Below are 17,014 nucleotides of genomic sequence, written 5' to 3'. Positions count from 1 at the left end.
GGAGAGGTGCATGCACAAACGCCAGTTTCTCGCCGCCGCCATGGCGGCCACCGCCCTGCCCGCGATCGCCCGGGCGGCGCCCGCCGGCCTGCACGGTCCGGCCTTGCTGACCATCACGGGCAGCATAGCCAAACCCAACCGGGGTCCGTTCGACGCCGTGCGCGACCAGATGATGCACAAGCAGAAAATCAGTTTTGAGCGGGCGCGGGCATTCGACTTTGCGGCGCTGGCGAACTTGCCGGCGCGCACCATCCACCCCACCCTGGAATACGACGGCAAGGCGCATGCCCTGCGCGGGCCGCTGCTGGTCGATGTCTTGAAGGCGGCGGGCGCCCCGGAGGAAGATGATGTGCGCCTGCTGCTGCGCGGCGTGGATGGCTATGCGGCGGCGCTGACCGTGGCCCAGGCGCGCACGCAGCGTTTTATTGTCGCCACCCACCTCGACGGGCAGGCGATGGCGCTGGGCGGCCTGGGGCCGCTATGGGCGATCCATGATGCCGACCGCATCGCGGCCGTGGCGGCACTGCCCCTGGCCGAGCGTTTCGCCAGTTGCCCGTGGGCGCTGTATCACATTGGCGTGGAGGCGGGTTGAAGCAAATTAAGCGTAGGCTTCGGCCATCGACATAACCCTTGGCGCGATGGTGATGCCGTGCTCCTCGAACAGCGCCGTGATGGCGGCCAGGTTGAGTGTGCACTCCTCGGTTTTCCAGCCCTTGAAGATATCCGTGCCATCCTTCTGGAAATGCAAATCCAGCACCTTGCCCCCATCCTTGTGCAGGTAGGGAGAACTATAGGTGTTCTCGTAGCCGAGCACCTTCAATTGTCCCAGCAAGGCATGCGGTGGATGATCGGGATCGGTGGCGAGGAAAATGCCAAAAGTCTTGCCCGGTGGTTTGGCGGCGATGTCGACTTCATAAATGCCGGAGGCCTTGCTGACAGACGTACTCTTTAAAAATAACATACTACACTCCCCGCGCGTGGTGTCCTGCGCCTGAAACGGACGGCAAGACATGGGCGGTGCGCAATGATTCCCATCGTCAAATCTTATTGCTAATTTGCATCTTTGTCGACAAATCGGCACTTTTATTTGGTAAGTCGTGGTTATCTTGTCGCGGATACCAGCGTAAATTATCAATAAAGCCAGTTATCATTGCGCCAATACCCGGCCTGCTGCATACTTTTGGCTTGCGTAAAGATTGCCTTCCCGCCTGCCACTTCCTCGTCTCCATGCGCCTTCTGTCGATCAAGTACCGCCTGCTCATCCTCCTGACCCTGATCCTGGGGGCGGGCTTCATGGCGACCAGCCTGGCCAGCTACCTGGCCTCGCGCCAGGCCATCGAGCATGGTATCGCCGACCAGACCTTGCCGCTGACGGGCGACAACATTTACTCGGAAATCCAGAAGGACATGCTGCGCCCCGTCTTCATCTCCTCGCTGATGGCGCACGACACCTTCGTGCGTGACTGGATACTCGCTGGCGAAAGCAACCCGGCGCAGATCGTGCGCTACCTGGCCGAGGTCAAGAAGAAATACGGCGCCATCACCAGCTTTCTCGTCTCGGACAAGAGCAGCAAATATTATTATGCTGAAGGCACGCTGAAATCCGTCAGCCCGGAAGCGACGCGCGACCTCTGGTACTACCGCGTGCGCGCCATGGACAGCACCGATTACGAGACCAATGTCGACGTGGACATGGCCAACCGCGACAGCATGACCATCTTCATCAACCACCGCGTTTATGATTACGATGGCCAGTTCATCGGCGCCACGGGCATCGGCCTGACCCTGGACACCATGAGCCACATCATCGACCGCTACCAGGCGCGCTTCCACCGCAACATCTACTTTGTCGACGGCGCCGGCGCCCTGGTACTGGCGGGCAAGACCATGCGCGAGGGTCGCGGCAACATTCGCAATTTGCCCGGCGTGAGCAGCATTGCCGACCAGATCATCAACCACCAGAGCGCACCGACGCACCTGTCGTACCAGCTGGGCCGTGCGCAAATCCTCGTCAACTCGCGTTTCATTCCCGAGCTGGGCTGGTACCTGGTGGTCGAGCAGAATGTCAGCGATGAAGTCAAGTCGCTGCAAGGCGTGTTCATCCTGAATCTGGCCATCAGCTTTGGCGTCACCCTGCTGGTACTGCTGCTGACCTTGCTAACGGTGAACCGCTACCAGCGCCGCATCGAACGCATCGCCTCGACGGATGCGCTGACGGGCTTGCTGAACCGCCAATCGCTGGAATTGCTGTTCCAGCGCGCCATGCTCTTGTCCAAACGCAACGAACAACCGATGTCCGCCATCCTGTTCGACATCGATTTCTTCAAGCGCGTCAACGATACCCACGGCCACCTGTGGGGCGACAAGGTCATCCGTGGCGTGGCGGACGTGGCGCGCGCCACCGTGCGCGAAAGCGACGTCATCACGCGCTGGGGCGGCGAGGAATACCTGGTGCTGCTGAATAACTGCAACCTGGCGCAGGCGATGGACGTGGCGGAAAACCTGCGCGCCGCCGTCGAGCAGCACGATTTCGGCCTGCCCGCGCCGCAGCTCCCCGTGACGATCAGCCTGGGCGTGGCCGAATACCGGCCCGACGAAAGCGAGTCAGCCTTCTTTTCGCGCGCCGACAGCGCCCTGTACCAGGCCAAGCATCACGGCCGTAACGGCGTGCACGCCGCCTGATTCATCCCCCGCGCTTGCGCCTGGCCAGATCTTGCGTGGGCGCCACCAGCGCCCGGTACAACTCCCCCGTGGCGGCATCCCAGCTTTGCACCGCCTGCTGCTGGCGTTGCACGGTGGCTGCATCGCCGCGTGCGATGGGGCCGGACAGCGCGGGCGCGGCGCCCAGGCGAAACACATTGGCCACCGCTTCCGTCACCAAAGGCTGGGCCAGTTCGCGCGCCACCGGCTCGGCAATGCCGGCTGCCTGGTAGGCGCGCAGGGCGGCGTCGAGCACCGTCACCAGGTAGTTGCTGGCAAACACGGCAGCGGCGTGATACAGGGTCTTGGCGGCCGGGTCGATGGGCACGGGGCGCGCGCCGATGGCATTCAAGGCCGGCGTGAGGAAGGCCAGCGCCAGCGGATCGCCTTCGACGCCGCAAAACGTGCCATCAAAGGTGGCGGCCACCTGCTGCGGGTCGGCAAAGCTGCGGATCGGGTGGGCGCTGGCCACCGACGCCCCGGCCTGCGTGGCCGCCAGCAGCACGTTCGAGGCCAGCGCGCCGCTGCAGTGAAACACGATGGCGCCCGCCTGGCGTCCCTCGGCCACCAGCGCCGCGCAGGCCGGGACGATCTGGTCGTCGGAGACGGCAAGCAGGGTGACATCGGCGCGCCGCAAGGCCGCATAGCTGGCGACAGGCGTGCCGGCGCCCATGAAATCGACGGCCGCCTGCGCCGAGGCGATCGAGCGCGTCAGCACGTCCTGCACCGCGATCCCGTCCACGCCGGCGAACAGACGGCCCAGCACGCGGCCCACATGGCCGGCGCCGATGATATTCAGGGTGACGTCCATGGCTGCCTAGAAGCTGGAACCGGGCTGGCGCAAAAATTCCACTTCTTCCGGCGTGGAAGACCGGCCGAGAATGGCGTTGCGGTGCGGGAAGCGGCCAAAGCGGGCGATCACTTCCTGGTGCCGCTGCGCATAATCGAGCATGCCATCAAAGCCGGGCTGCGCCTGCGACAGCAGCTGGAACAATTCGACGGCGCGCGCCTGCATGGCCAGGTCTTCCGCATGTTCGAACGGCAGGTAGGCGAAGGCGCGCAGCATCGGTGGCAATTGCTGGTCCTGCCCCGCCTGCGTCAAGGCGACGGCCAGCGCCAGCGCCTGGACGTCGCCGGCAAAGGCGCGCGGCGTGCCCCGATAGACATTGCGCGTCAACTGATCGAGCACGATGAGGCGCGCCAGCGCGCCGTGCGGCGTCGCGTCCCACGCGCGCAAGCCGCCCTCGATGGCGGCATCGATCAGCGCGCCGAAACGCGCGCGTATGTGCGCGTCGAAGGCGTCATCCTTGCGGAACCATGCCACGCGCGACTGGCCGTAGTCAGGGTTATCCGGCGGCAGGAACCAGAAATCGAGTACGTCTTGGGCCTGTGCATCCATGTCCATCCTTTTCAGTTGCGTGCGTGCGACAGCTGGAAGCCGGCGATGCCTTCGAAGAGGGCCAGTTCGGCCGACATGGCCGACAGGCTGGCGCCCGTGTTCTTGCCATGCGCGATGGCGACAAAGCGCCATTCCTGCATGCCGTCCGTGCTGCCGATGGTCAACGAGCCGCCGGCGATGTCGTAGCCGCGCTTGGCGGCCATGCGCCGCAGCGCATCTTCGCGGGGAATGAACCCTTGCTTGAAGCGCATGGTGATGGCCACTGCGTGGCGCGACGGCAGCCAGTTCTCCAATTTTGACAGAAAAATCATCGCCATCGCGCACATGAAGGCCAGGCCCATGGCCGACAGATAAAAGCCGATGCCGACCATGATGCCGATCACGGACGAGGCCCAGATCGAGGCGGCCGTCGTCAAGCCGCTGATATTGAAGCCTTCGCGCATGATGACGCCGGCGCCGAGGAAACCCACGCCCGTGACGATCCCCTGGATGATACGCGTGGGGTCGCTGCCGACGATGGCGCCATGGCCGCCATACCAGAACTCCGGATAGCCGCCCAGCACCGTCAGCGCGGCCGACGCCATGCAGACCAGGCCATACGTGCGCATGCCGGCGGCACGCCCGTGATACGAGCGCTCATAGCCCACCAGCAAGCCCAGCAGCAACGCGCCCAACAGGTTCAGCAGAATCACGCCATTCGTTGCCAGCTCGGCCGGCGACCAATACGCGCGCAGGAAGTCGATGGTCGGCATCTAGGGCTTTTTCGTCAGCTGCTTTTCAAACGCCACATCGAGCTTGCTGACGCGGCGCGCCTTTTGCGGTCCCAGTCCATTCACGAAGGCGACGAAGGCATCGAGTTCCAGCGGCGGGCACAGGGGCGGCAAGCCCGGGCCTTCGGTCAGGAAAAACAGTTCATCGCCCGTGCGCGCCATCGTGTAGAGGCGGTGGCCGGTGCGTTCCTTGAGCCGCTCGATGGCGGATGTGGCGCGGGTCGAACGCATCAGATGGCTCCCGTACGCTGTTCCAGCCACGCCAGCGCAGGCGCATCGGCCGGCGCAGCCAACAGCGGCGCGAGGCGCGCACGCACGGTGGCGTGGTAATCGTTGAGCCAGGCCGCCTCATCGTCGCGCAACAGCGAGCGCTCGACGCAGCGCGTATCGATCGGGCACAGGGTCAGGGTTTCAAAACGCAGGAATTCCCCGAACTGCGTCGTCCCTGCGGGAACGTTCAATACCAGATTCTCGATACGGATGCCCCACTGGCCAGGGCGGTAGATACCCGGTTCGATGGAGGTGATCATGCCCGGTTCCATGGCCGTCTGCGGCTCCGGCATGGCGGACTGGGAAATCGATTGCGGCCCTTCATGGACATTCAGGAAAAAACCCACGCCGTGGCCCGTGCCATGGCCAAAGTCGATGCCCTCGGCCCACAACGGTGCGCGGGCAATGGCGTCCAGCATGGGCGACTTCACGCCGCGCGGGAACTGCGCACGCGACAGGGCGATCATGCTGCGCAAGACCAGGGTGAAATCGCGCCTGTGCTCAGCCGTGATCGTGCCGACGGGAACCACGCGCGTGATATCCGTGGTGCCGCCCAGGTACTGGCCGCCCGAATCGATCAGCAGCAAGCCGTCGCCTTCGATGGTGGCCTCGCTGCCCGCATGGGCGTGGTAATGCATGATCGCGCCGTGCGCGTTGAAGCCGGCAATGGTACCGAAACTGGGGCTGACAAAACCGGCACGGCGCGCGCGGCATGCCGTCAGGTGTTCGTCGACGCCGATTTCCGTCAAGGACGCGCGCTGCGGATCGGCCAGGGTGCGATCCAGCCAGCTGAAAAATTCGCACAGGGCGGCGCCATCCTGCTCCATGGCGGCGCGCACGTGCGCCGCTTCGCTCTCCGTCTTGCGCGACTTGGCCAGGGTGGTGGGATTGATCGATTCGACCACCCGCACGCCCTCGGCCACGGCCTGGCGCGTGCCGAACGTGATGCGGCGCGGGTCGAGCAGCAAGGTGGCGCCGGCCGGCAACGCGGCCAGCGCGGCCGCAGTACGGTCATACGCGGCCACGTCCACGCCTTCGCTTTCCAGGGTAGCGCGCAGGATAGCGGGCAGCTTGCCGTCGGCGACGAACAGAGTGGCGCGCTCGGGCCCCACCAGCGCATGCGCGAGGAAGACAGGGTTGTAGTTGACGTCGGCGCCGCGCAGGTTGAACAGCCAGGCGATATCGTCGAGGGTGGAAATGACGTGGTGGCTGGCGCCGTGCGCCGCCATGCTGGCGCGCAGGGCCGCCAGTTTGTCCTGGCGCGACAGGCCCGGATACGCGGCCGCGTGTTCCACCACGGGCGCGGCGGGCATGGCCGGACGCTGCGGCCAGACGGCTTGCAGCACATCGGTATCCGTGCGCAGGGTCACTTGCTCGCCCAGCGCCTGCTGCAGCAGGCGCGCATTGGCCAGGCCCAGCACGGCGCCATCGACGGCCACCGTCTGCCCCGGCTGCATGGTCTCGCCCAGCCAGTCGATATACAGCACGCTGGCGCCGGACGGGATTTTCTTCAGGACGATGCCGCTGCCGGCCAGTTCGTCTTCCGCCTGCTCCCAGTAGCGGCCATCGGTCCACACGCCGGCAAAATCCTGCGTCACGACCAGGGTGCCGACCGACCCCGTAAAGCCCGACAGCCACTCGCGGCCCTGCCAGCGCGCCGGCAGGTACTCGGACAAATGCGGGTCGGCCGAGGGCACGATGCAGGCGTCGATGTGCTGCGCGCGCATGGCGCTGCGCAGTTGCGACAAACGGGAGGCGGGAGTGGATTGGTCAGGTGTCTGCATGGGAGCGAAAATGGAGCGGTGCCGGGAAGCGTCTATGATACCGCGATTAGCAGCCGGGCTGCACTCGGTGCAGCACCATTAGCGCCCCGGCGGCGGCGGCGATTTTTTCCAGCAGCGCCTCGTCGTAGGGAAGCCACGGCACGGCGCCCAGCTTGCTCCCCTTCGCTACCACCTCAATCGCCGCCTCGGCACCATCCTTCGTGACCCTGCCGGTGGTCAGGTGGATCGCATGCCGGCCCACCATCAGGTGGCGCGCTTCGAGCGCCATGCGGCCATCCTCGATCTGGTCCGCGAATACCTGTTCCAGCACGGCGCGCCGCATGCCCGCCATCGGCCCCGGTGCCAAGTTGGCCAGGTAAAACAGGCGCTGTTCGCGCTCCACGCTTTGCTCTTCCTCCACCAGCGCCAACGCGCTGGCGCTGACCAGCAGGTCCGCCGCGCGACACGCTTCCGAATACGCCACCGGCGCCATCGGCATCATCTGCGCAGGCGCCAGTCCGTTTGACGTGCAAGCGCCGCCCGCACCCGGATACACGCGTCCCTCGACGCGCAGTGACACGCGCCAGGCGCCGAACTGGCGCGACAAGCCTTCATCATGGTCCAGACGCCAGCCTTCGCGGCGCGCCAGTCCCAGCAAGGTGCGCAGCGACAGCTGGTAGCCGGCAAATGGGGCACTGCCGTCGCCGGGCGGTTCATATATTTCGCGATAAACCTGGCGCAGCGGCTGGCGCAGGCGCCGCTGCGCGAGCAGCGCTTGCCAGGCCGCGCGCTCTTCCCCGTTGCCATGCAAGGGGTGCCACAGGCCGATCTCGCCTTGCGCAGGCAAACCCACCGGCTGCCCCTGTGCGTCGATTGCGCCCTTCCCGTCAAGCATAAAGGCCGACCCATCGCCCGTGCGCCAGACCAGCGCGCGCGCCACCGCGTCGATATCGGCATCGTCGCGCAGGGCGCGCCATTGGTCCAGGCGAAACCACACCTCGCTGGCGTAGCCCGCTTCCAGGCGTCGCGCCAGCATGGCCTGGCGCCGCTTGCCCATGGGGCCCGGCATACCGATCCTCCAGGCGATATCGGGCCGTTCGGCCAGCGCCCGTTCGGCCGGTTTCAGATTGCGTTCCAGTTTCTTGCGGATGCCCGCATGGCGTACCTGGGCCAGCGCCGCGCGCAGGGCCTGCAGGCTTTCGGGCGTGGGGATGGTTTCCACCGCATGGCCCAGCGCCATCGCCAGCGATTGCGACGGCGCGCTCTTGGCCGCGCCGGGTGCCACGCATGCCAAAGGCAGCAAGACGGTGATCACGGGCCTGAACCATGCATCATCGCGATAGGACGCCACCCGCGCGGCACGCGCCAGCACCGGAGAGTCTGCCGTGGCAAAGGCGGCATCGGCCGCATACGGCACGCTGCCGTCATGGATGGCGGCGATATGGCGCACCGCCTGTTCCAGTATCGTGCGCGCAAAATCGACATACGCCGCATCGTCGGCCAGCACTTCGGCGGGGTCCGCCTCGCCGATGCTGTCGCGGTTCCAGTGGCCGCTGTAGCGCGAGCCGGCCAGCGCCAGCAGGGACGCTTGCGCCAGCTGCGGCAGCACGGTGAGTTCCTGCAAGGTCAAGGGCATCGGGTAACGCGCATGGCGCTCGTCCATCATCTGCCCGAACTGGGCCGGGACGTCGCCACCGGCCAGCCGCGCCAGCAGCCAGGCGGCAAAATGCTGTTCGCCCCAGCGCGCAGGTTCATCAAGGATGCGCAGGGCCAGGCGCGCGCTGCCCTCGGGTACCTCGCCGTGCAGGCAAGCCAGGCAGCCGATTGCGTAATCCCAGTCGTGCACGCGGGCCGCGTCCAGCGCGTCGAGGAACATGTCGCCTGCCAGCGCCGGTGCCAGGTTCACGCTGCTCGCTTGTGCCAATAGCGCCATCGCCAGTTCGCGCCGCGCAGGATCGTCATGGCCGAAGCCCGCCGCGCGGTGCAACGCACCCCAGATGGCGCCCAGTTCTTCGGGTGCCCAGTCTTGGAAATCGACCGGCGGCCCCGTGAAACGCGCATGCTCGACAAAGCCGCCATCGAGGCGTGCGCGCAGCGCCGCGGCGCGAGTGGACTCAGATGGCATCATCGGCCTCGTAGCGGCGCAAGCCTTCCAGGTCCAGCACGCGGATGCCGCCATAGTCGAGGCGCAGCAAGCCTTTTTTTTCCAGCACCTGCAGAGCCTGGTTGGCGCGCTGGCGCGAAGAGCCGGACAGCAGGCCGATCTCTTCCTGCGACAGCTGCACCAAGGTATCCACGCCAGGGTACAGGTGCGAGTTGAACATCGAGGCCAGGCAGCGCGCCACGCGCGTGTTCAGGTCGAGCAGGCGCTCGTTTTCCACCATGCCGATGAACTGGCCCAGGCGCTCATTGAGCTGCATCAGCAGGAAACGCGTGAATGGCAGACTCGTTTCCAGCAGCCAGTGGAAGGTGGCGCCGGGCAGGCGCGCCACGCGCGTGTCGCGCAGCGCCATGGTGTCGTATTTGCGGATTTCGTTTTTCAGCAGCGAACCTTCGCCGAACCAGCTGCCGGGCGGCACGCCGATGAAGGTCATGGCCTTGCCGGAGGCGGAAAAATTATTCATCTTGACCATGCCGCTGATGACGCCGATCCAGTTGTCCACCGGCTCGCCCTTGCGGCAGACAAAGCCGCCTTTCGGCACGAAGGTTTCAAACACGTCCGCCTCGACGCGGGCCATTTGCACGGGATCGAGCAACTGCGCCCAGTTGGCCGCGCGCACGGCATCCTTCAGCGTGATATCAGGGTAGGTCATTGTGCGATGCACCATCGAAAAGTGGGTAAATGTCCCCGAAAAGACAACTCGGCAAACTAACGCAAGCTACTATCATTGCACAAACGCCTTATACATAAAAACACAGAGCGCCATCCAACGAGGTGGAGCCTGAGACAAGCAACAGGGAGACACTGGTGCAAACGACTACCACAGCAACGATACCGACTTTTCCGCGGCGCTTATTGCAACACGGGACAGTACGATCCGACAAGCCCGCATTTCGCGAAAAACACCTGGGTATCTGGCAAACCTGGACCTGGCTTGAGGTCAACGACGAGGTGCGCGCCCTGGCCTGCGGCCTGGCTGCCATCGGTTTTCAGCGCGGCATGAACCTGGCCATCATTGGCGACAACCGTCCCCGCCTGTACTGGGCCATGCTGGCAGCGCAAAGCCTGGGCGGCGTGCCCGTGCCACTGTATCAGGACGCGCCGGCCGCCGACATGGCCTATGTGCTGCAGGATGCGGAAATCCGCTACGCCATCGTCGAAGACCAGGAGCAGGTCGACAAGCTGCTGGAACTGAAAGCGCTGTATCCGCACATCGCCCATATCGCGTACGACGATGAACGGGGCATGCGCCATTACCGCCAGCCGGAGCTGATGTCCTTTGCCGCCCTGCAGGTGCTGGGCCGGGCCTATGACCGCGAGCATCCGGGCTTCTTCGACGCCGCCGTGGCAGCGGGCCAAGGTAGCGACTCGGCCGTCATCCTGTACACCTCGGGCACCACGGGCAAACCGAAGGGCGTGTGCCAGAGCCACACGGCGCTGCTGGCCGCCGGCGTTGGCGGCGTGGCCTTCGACAAGCTCACCGACGAGGAAGACATCCTGTCCTACCTGCCCATGGCATGGGTGGGCGACTGCCTGTTTTCGCTGGCGCAGGCGATGGTGGCCGGCTTCACCGTCAATTGCCCCGAATCGGGTGACACGGTGATGATCGACATGCGCGAAATCGGCCCCACCTGCTACTTTGCGCCGCCGCGCGTGTTCGAAAACATGCTCACCAGCGTGATGATACGCATGGAAGACGCCAGCAGCATCAAGCGCCACATGTTCAGCCATTTCATGGACGTGGCCAAGCGCTGCGGCGCGCAGATCCTGGATGGCAAGCCCGTGCCGCTGGCGGACCGCCTCAGCTACAAGCTGGGCGAGCTGCTGGTCTACGGTCCCCTGAAAAACGTGCTGGGACTGTCGCGCGTGCGCGTCGCCTACACGGCCGGCGCCGCCATCGGCCCCGACCTGTTCCGCTTCTACCGTTCCATCGGCGTCAACCTCAAGCAATTGTACGGTTCCACCGAAACCTGCGCCTATGTGTGTCTGCAGCCGGACGGCAATATCAAGTTCGACAGCGTGGGCCTGCCCGCGCCGGGCGTGGAAGTCAAACTGGCGGCCAATGGCGAAGTGCTGGTGAAGTCGCCCGCCACCATGAGCGGCTACTTCAAGCGTCCCGAAGCCACCGCCGAAGTGATCGATGCCGACGGCTACTTTCATACCGGCGACGCGGGCGTGTTCGATAGCGAAGGCCACTTGAAAATCATCGACCGCGCGGCCGATGTCGGCAAGCTGACGTGCGGCACCATCTTCGCGCCCAACTACATCGAGAACAAGCTCAAGTTCTTCCCCTTCATCAAGGAAGTGGTGGCCTTCGGCCATGCGCGCGACCAGGTGTGCGCCTTCATCAATATCGATATCGAAGCGGTGGGCAACTGGTCGGAGCGGCGCGGCATCGCGTATGCCGGCTACACCGACCTGGCGGCGCGCGCCGAAACCTACGGCTTGATCCGCGACTGCATCGAGCAGGTCAACGCGGAACTGGCAACCGATCCGCTGATGGACCGCACGCAGGTGCACCGCTTCCTGGTGCTGCACAAGGAACTCGACCCGGACGACGACGAACTGACGCGCACGCGCAAGGTACGCCGCAAATTCATCGCCGAAAAATACGCGGTGCTCATTTCCGCCCTGTATGAGGGCAAGGCAACGCAATACATCGAGACCCAGGTGAAATTCGAGGATGGCCGCACCGGTTCGACCAGCGCCAACCTGCAGATCTGGGACAGCAAAACGTATCGGCCCCAGGGCCTGGCCGCATGATGGAGCACAGCACGATGCAAATGAATGAACCCGACGCCCATTTCGGCACGGCCCGCAAGACCGGCCCCGTGATCCTCGACCTGAAGAACATCTCGCTGTCGTTCGGCGGCGTGAAAGCGCTGACCGACATCTCGTTTGACGTCAAGCAGCATGAAATTCGCGCCATCATCGGCCCGAACGGCGCCGGCAAGAGCTCGATGCTGAACGTGATCAATGGCGTGTACCGCCCGCAGCAGGGCGAGATCATTTATCGGGGCGAACACCGGCGCGGCATGGACTGCTACGCGGCCGCCAAGTCCGGCATTGCGCGCACCTTCCAGAACATCGCGCTGTTTAAAGGCATGACGGTGCTGGACAACATCATGACGGGGCGCAACCTGAAGATGAAGTCGAATTTTCTCTTGCAAGCCCTGTACTGGGGCCCGGCGCGGCGCGAGGAAATCGAGCACCGCAAGAAAGCCGAGGAGATCATCGACTTCCTGGAAATCCAGGCCATCCGCAAGACACCCGTAGGGCGCCTGCCCTACGGCTTGCAAAAGCGCGTGGAGCTGGGCCGCGCACTGGTGGCCGAACCGGAAATTTTGCTGCTCGATGAACCGATGGCCGGCATGAACGTGGAAGAAAAGCAGGACATGTGCCGCTTCATCCTCGACGTCAACGACCAGCTGGGCACGACCATCGTGCTGATCGAGCACGACATGGGCGTGGTGATGGATATCTCCGACCGCGTGGTGGTACTCGACTACGGCAAGAAGATCGGCGACGGCACGCCCGACGAGGTGCGCAGCAACCAGGATGTCATCAATGCCTACTTAGGCGTGGCGCACTAGACGAGGGATAGCAATGAATATCAATTTTTTCTTTGAAGTGCTGATCGGCGGCCTGCTGTCGGGCGTCATGTACGCGCTGGTGGCGATCGGTTTTGTCCTGATCTACAAGGCCTCGGGCGTGTTCAATTTTGCGCAGGGAGCGATGGTGTTTTTCGCCGCCCTCACCTGCGTCGGCATCATGGACAAGTTCGGCCTGTCGCTATGGCTGGCCATTCCGCTGACGATGCTCACCATGATAGCGCTGGGCATGGCGATTGAAAGGGTGGTCTTGCGCCCGCTCGTCAACCAGCCGGAAATCACGCTCTTCATGGCCACCATCGGCCTGACCTTTTTCATCGAAGGCCTGGCGCAGCTGATGTGGGGCTCGCAGGTGCACAAGCTGGACCTGCCCATCGAAGACGTACCGATGCAGTTCCTGATGGACCGCTTCGACATCAACATCTCGCAGTTCGACCTGATGGCGGCCGGCATCTGCGCGCTGCTGGTGATCTGCCTGGCCCTGCTGTTTTCGAAAACCAAGGTGGGCCGCGCCCTGCGCGCCGTCGCCGACGACCACCAGGCGGCGCTGGCGGTCGGCATCCCGCTGCAGCGCATCTGGGCCGTGGTGTGGGGCGTGGCGGGCCTGGTGGCCATGGTGGCCGGCTTGCTGTGGGGCGCGCGCAACGGCGTACAGTTCGCCCTCACCTTCATCGCCCTCAAAGCCTTGCCGGTGCTGATACTCGGCGGCTTTACTTCCGTGCCGGGCGCCATCGTCGGTGGCCTGATCATCGGCGCCTCGGAAAAGCTGGCCGAAGTCTACCTCGGCCCCATGGTGGGCGGCGGCATCGAAGGCTGGTTCCCGTATGTGCTGGCCCTGCTGTTCCTGCTGGTGCGCCCGGAAGGCCTGTTCGGCGAGAAGATCATCCGGCGAATATAAGGCCCCAAGAGCATCGTAGGTCGGATTAGCCGAAGGCGTAATCCGACAAACACCCCAACAGCCAGTAAAGGACACGCCATGATTTACCGTGAAGCAGGACAATTCAAGACCAGCTACCAGGCTGACAACCAGATTTTCCCGATCCGCCAGGACCGCCTGGCGCTGACGGCCACGCTGCTTGTCGCCGTCTTCCTGCTGCCGTATTTTGCCTCGCCCTACATGCTGTCGGCGATCCTGATTCCCTTTCTGATCTTCGCGCTGGCAGCGCTGGGTCTGAACATATTGACCGGTTACGCAGGCCAGCTGTCGCTGGGCACGGCCGCCTTCATGGCCGTGGGCGCCTTTGCCTCGTATAACTTCATGGCCCGCCTGCCGGGACTGCCGCTGCTGGTGTCGTTCATCCTCGGTGGCCTGTGCGCGGCCATGGTGGGCATCGCCTTCGGCCTGCCCTCCCTGCGCATCCGCGGCTTTTACCTGGCCGCCTCCACCCTGGCGACGCAGTTCTTCGTCGTCTGGTGCCTGACCAAGATCCCGTATCTGACCAACTACAGCTCCTCGGGCGTCATCACGGTGCAGAAAATGACTATCCTCGGCTATCAGTTCGATACGCCGCAAAGCAAATACCTGCTGGTGCTGGCCATCGTCGCCGGCATGGCGCTGCTGGCCAAGAACATGATCCGCTCCAACGTGGGCCGCTCGTGGATGGCCGTGCGCGACATGGACATGGCGGCCGAAGTGATCGGTTTCAGACTGATGCGCACCAAGCTGCTGGCGTTTGCCGTCAGCTCGTTCTACTGCGGCGTGGCCGGCGCCCTGTATGCGTATGCCTACCTGGGCACGGTGGAGCCGGAAGCGTACAACCTGGACCTGTCCTTCCGCATCCTGTTCATGATCATCATCGGCGGCGTCGGTTCGATCCTCGGTTCCTTCCTGGGCGCGGCCTTCATCGTGCTGCTGCCCGTCTTCCTGAACACCATCGCGCACGGCCTGGCATTGCCGACCAGCGTGGCCTCGAATCTGGAACTGATGGTGTTCGGCGCGCTGATCATCTTCTTCCTGATCGTCGAACCACACGGCCTGGCCAGGCTGTGGCAAATCGCGAAAGAGAAACTGCGCCTGTGGCCTTTCCCGCACTAGGCATTTGTACCTTGCAGTCTGATGTCGGTTGACTTGAAATCAAATAAAACAAGAGGAGACACACAATGAAACACATCAAATCGCTCATGCTGGCCGCCGCCATCGCCAGTGCCGCACTCACCATGGCCGGCAGCGCCCAGGCACAGGACAAGGAACAGTACATCGCCCTGCCGTCCTACCGCGTGGGTCCCTACGCGGCCGGCGGCTCCGGTTTCTACGGCGGCGCCATCGACTACTTCAACCTGGTCAACCAGGCCGGCGGCGTGAATGGCGTCAAGATCAGCTGGGAAGAATGCGAAACCGAATACAACCCGTCGCGCGGCGTCGAATGCTATGAGCGCCTGAAAACCAAGCAGGGCGGCGCCACCCTGGTCGAAACCCTCTCCACCGGCGTCGCCTACGGCATTCTGGACCGCGTGGCACAGGACAAGATCCCCATGACGATGATCGGCTACGGCCGCTCGGATGCCGCCAACGGCAAGGTCTTCCCGTATGTGTATCCTCTGATCTCCAGCTACTGGAGCCAGGCCGCCGCCATGATCAAATACCTGGGCGACAAGGACGGCGGCATGGACAAGCTGAAAGGCAAAAAGATCGTGCACCTGTACCACGATTCGGCCTTCGGCAAGGAGCCGCTGCCCGTGCTCGAAGCGCTGTCGAAACAGTACGGCTTTGAACTGGTGAAAATTCCCGTCGCGCCGCCAGGCAGCGAACAGCAATCGCAATGGCTGCAAATCCGTCAGGCCAAGCCGGACCACGTGATCCTGTGGGGCTGGGGCGTGATGAACTCCGTTGCCATCAAGACGGCGCAGCGCAACGGCTTCCCGCGCGACAAAATGCTGGGCGTCTGGTGGGCCGGCTCCGAGGAAGACACGATTCCATCGGGCGACGCGGCCAAGGGCTACACGGCGATGACGTTCAATACGCCGGGCAACTACCCCGTGCTGGACGACATCCGCAAGAAACTCTACGCGTCCGGCAAGGGCAACCTGTCCGACCAGTCGCGCGTCGGCTCCGTCTACCACATGCGCGGCGTAACAGCCGGCATCCTGTGGGTGGAAGCGATCCGCGTGGCGCAGGAAAAATTCGGCAAGGGAAAGCCTGTCACGGGCGAGCAAATGCGCTGGGGCCTGGAAAACCTGAACGTCGACGACGCGCGCCAGAAGGCCGTCGGCGCACTGGGTATGTTCCCCACCGTGAAAACCAGCTGCGACGACCATGAAGGTTCGGGCGCCGTGAAAGTGCAGCAGTGGGATGGCAAGAAGTGGATCGCCATCACGCCGAAATGGATCGTCGGCGACAAGGCCCTGGTGCGTAAACTCGTCGAGGAATCGTCGGGCAAGTACGCCGAAGAGAAGAAGATCACGCCGGCGTGCATGAAGTAATGCAGTAGGCGAGAGGAACCGGACCGGCCACCGCCGGTCCCGTGTTTAACATTTTAAAGAAGCAGCCATGACACCCACTGCCACGCAAACACCAGACACCCCACCGCCCTACCTGTCGGTGAACAATATCGAAGTCATCTACGACCACGTGATCCTGGTCCTGAAGGGCGTGTCGTTGCAAGTGCCGCAAGGCAAGATCGTGGCGCTGCTGGGCGCCAACGGCGCCGGCAAGTCGACCACCCTGAAAACCATCTCGACTCTGCTGCGCGGCGAACGCGGCGACGTCACCAAGGGCGAAGTCCAGTTCAAGGGCGAGCGCGTGGATCAATTGACGCCGAATGAGCTGGTCAAGCGGGGCCTGTCGCAAGTGATGGAAGGGCGCCACTGTTTCGGCCACCTCACCATCGAGGAAAACCTCCTGACGGGCGCCTACACGCGCAGCCTGTCGCGCGGCGAGCTGAAAGACGCGCTGGAGAAGGTGTATCACTATTTCCCGCGCCTGAAAACGCGGCGCAGCAGCCAGGCCGGCTATACCTCGGGCGGCGAACAGCAGATGTGCGCCATCGGCCGCGCGCTGATGGCCAAGCCGTCGATGATTTTACTGGACGAACCGTCGATGGGCATCGCGCCGCAGATCGTCGAAGAGATCTTCGGCATCGTCAAGGACCTGAACCACAAGGAAAACGTGTCGTTCCTGCTGGCCGAACAGAACACCAACGTGGCGCTGCGCTACGCCGACTTCGGCTACATCCTGGAAAACGGCCGCGTCGTGATGGAAGGGCAAGCGCAGGAACTGGCCAGCAACGAAGACGTCAAAGAGTTTTATCTGGGCGTCTCCAGCGCCGGGCGCAAGAGCTTCCGCGACATGAAGTTCTATCGCCGCCGCAAGCGCTGGCTGGCCTGACACAGGAGCAGACGTC

Annotated in this window: 16 protein-coding genes; 8 read left to right on the top strand and 8 right to left on the bottom strand. The window is 64.0% G+C overall.

Features of this window, described 5'->3' with window-relative positions:
• Nucleotides 1-10: 10 nt before the first annotated feature.
• Nucleotides 11-592, top strand: coding sequence for a molybdopterin-dependent oxidoreductase (locus O0882_RS19190; protein WP_289950526.1), 582 nt, complete (start codon nucleotides 11-13; stop codon nucleotides 590-592).
• Nucleotides 593-598: 6 nt separating this feature from the next.
• Here O0882_RS19190 and O0882_RS19185 read toward each other — a convergent pair whose 3' ends face one another.
• Nucleotides 599-961, bottom strand: a complete 363-nt coding sequence (locus tag O0882_RS19185; protein ID WP_289950524.1) for a hypothetical protein — start codon at nucleotides 959-961, stop codon at nucleotides 599-601.
• Nucleotides 962-1,185: 224 nt separating this feature from the next.
• Between O0882_RS19185 and O0882_RS19180 the strand changes: the two genes are divergently transcribed.
• The gene (locus O0882_RS19180; RefSeq protein ID WP_289950521.1) at nucleotides 1,186-2,682 is read left to right on the top strand and encodes a sensor domain-containing diguanylate cyclase; all 1,497 of its coding nucleotides are present in this window, start codon (nucleotides 1,186-1,188) and stop codon (nucleotides 2,680-2,682) included.
• Between the two features lies 1 nt (nucleotide 2,683).
• Here O0882_RS19180 and O0882_RS19175 read toward each other — a convergent pair whose 3' ends face one another.
• The 7 genes from O0882_RS19175 to O0882_RS19145 are packed head-to-tail and all read right to left on the bottom strand — an operon-like array spanning nucleotide 2,684 to nucleotide 9,640.
• Nucleotides 2,684-3,511 (bottom strand): Rossmann-like and DUF2520 domain-containing protein, encoded by an 828-nt coding sequence (locus O0882_RS19175; protein WP_289950520.1) that lies wholly within the window; start codon nucleotides 3,509-3,511, stop codon nucleotides 2,684-2,686.
• Nucleotides 3,512-3,517: 6 nt separating this feature from the next.
• Nucleotides 3,518-4,105, bottom strand: coding sequence for a DUF924 family protein (locus O0882_RS19170; protein WP_289950518.1), 588 nt, complete (start codon nucleotides 4,103-4,105; stop codon nucleotides 3,518-3,520).
• A 5-nt stretch (nucleotides 4,106-4,110) separates the two neighbouring features.
• Entirely contained in the window at nucleotides 4,111-4,851 is a 741-nt protein-coding gene (locus tag O0882_RS19165) for an MgtC/SapB family protein (RefSeq protein WP_289950517.1), read from the bottom strand.
• Nucleotides 4,852-5,100: a hypothetical protein gene (locus tag O0882_RS19160; protein ID WP_071079957.1), complete on the bottom strand. Its 249-nt coding sequence runs from the start codon at nucleotides 5,098-5,100 to the stop codon at nucleotides 4,852-4,854. It abuts the gene before it with no gap.
• The gene (locus tag O0882_RS19155) at nucleotides 5,100-6,923 is read right to left on the bottom strand and encodes an aminopeptidase P family protein (protein WP_289950516.1); all 1,824 of its coding nucleotides are present in this window, start codon (nucleotides 6,921-6,923) and stop codon (nucleotides 5,100-5,102) included. The genes O0882_RS19160 and O0882_RS19155 overlap by 1 nt, the downstream gene beginning before the upstream one ends.
• Before the next feature lie 46 nt (nucleotides 6,924-6,969).
• A complete protein-coding gene (locus tag O0882_RS19150; protein WP_289950515.1) occupies nucleotides 6,970-9,030 on the bottom strand; it encodes a DUF4132 domain-containing protein in 2,061 nt (686 codons plus the stop codon).
• A complete protein-coding gene (locus O0882_RS19145; protein WP_226939566.1) occupies nucleotides 9,017-9,640 on the bottom strand; it encodes a Crp/Fnr family transcriptional regulator in 624 nt (207 codons plus the stop codon). Before O0882_RS19145 ends, O0882_RS19150 begins: the two co-directional genes overlap by 14 nt.
• A 278-nt stretch (nucleotides 9,641-9,918) precedes the next feature.
• Here O0882_RS19145 and O0882_RS19140 point away from each other — a divergent pair, with 278 nt between their 5' ends.
• The 6 genes from O0882_RS19140 to O0882_RS19115 all read left to right on the top strand — a co-directional run bounded on the left by O0882_RS19140 (nucleotide 9,919) and on the right by O0882_RS19115 (nucleotide 16,998).
• Nucleotides 9,919-11,826 (top strand): AMP-binding protein, encoded by a 1,908-nt coding sequence (locus tag O0882_RS19140; protein WP_289950514.1) that lies wholly within the window; start codon nucleotides 9,919-9,921, stop codon nucleotides 11,824-11,826.
• A 14-nt stretch (nucleotides 11,827-11,840) separates the two neighbouring features.
• Entirely contained in the window at nucleotides 11,841-12,656 is an 816-nt protein-coding gene (locus tag O0882_RS19135; protein ID WP_029496076.1) for an ABC transporter ATP-binding protein, read from the top strand.
• A 19-nt stretch (nucleotides 12,657-12,675) separates the two neighbouring features.
• Nucleotides 12,676-13,572: a branched-chain amino acid ABC transporter permease gene (locus tag O0882_RS19130; protein ID WP_170840586.1), complete on the top strand. Its 897-nt coding sequence runs from the start codon at nucleotides 12,676-12,678 to the stop codon at nucleotides 13,570-13,572.
• 78 nt (nucleotides 13,573-13,650) lie between these two features.
• Entirely contained in the window at nucleotides 13,651-14,709 is a 1,059-nt protein-coding gene (locus O0882_RS19125) for a branched-chain amino acid ABC transporter permease (RefSeq protein ID WP_034752817.1), read from the top strand.
• Nucleotides 14,710-14,774: 65 nt separating this feature from the next.
• Nucleotides 14,775-16,094, top strand: a complete 1,320-nt coding sequence (locus O0882_RS19120; protein ID WP_099761113.1) for an ABC transporter substrate-binding protein — start codon at nucleotides 14,775-14,777, stop codon at nucleotides 16,092-16,094.
• 67 nt (nucleotides 16,095-16,161) lie between these two features.
• Nucleotides 16,162-16,998 (top strand): ABC transporter ATP-binding protein, encoded by an 837-nt coding sequence (locus tag O0882_RS19115; protein ID WP_071079964.1) that lies wholly within the window; start codon nucleotides 16,162-16,164, stop codon nucleotides 16,996-16,998.
• Nucleotides 16,999-17,014: the final 16 nt, after the last annotated feature.

The sequence above is a fragment of the Janthinobacterium sp. SUN073 genome, assembly GCF_030397665.1.
GTDB lineage: Bacteria > Pseudomonadota > Gammaproteobacteria > Burkholderiales > Burkholderiaceae_D > Janthinobacterium.
The sequence above is the reverse complement of the archived record's forward strand: the minus strand, read 5'-3'. Positions and strand labels throughout refer to the sequence as shown.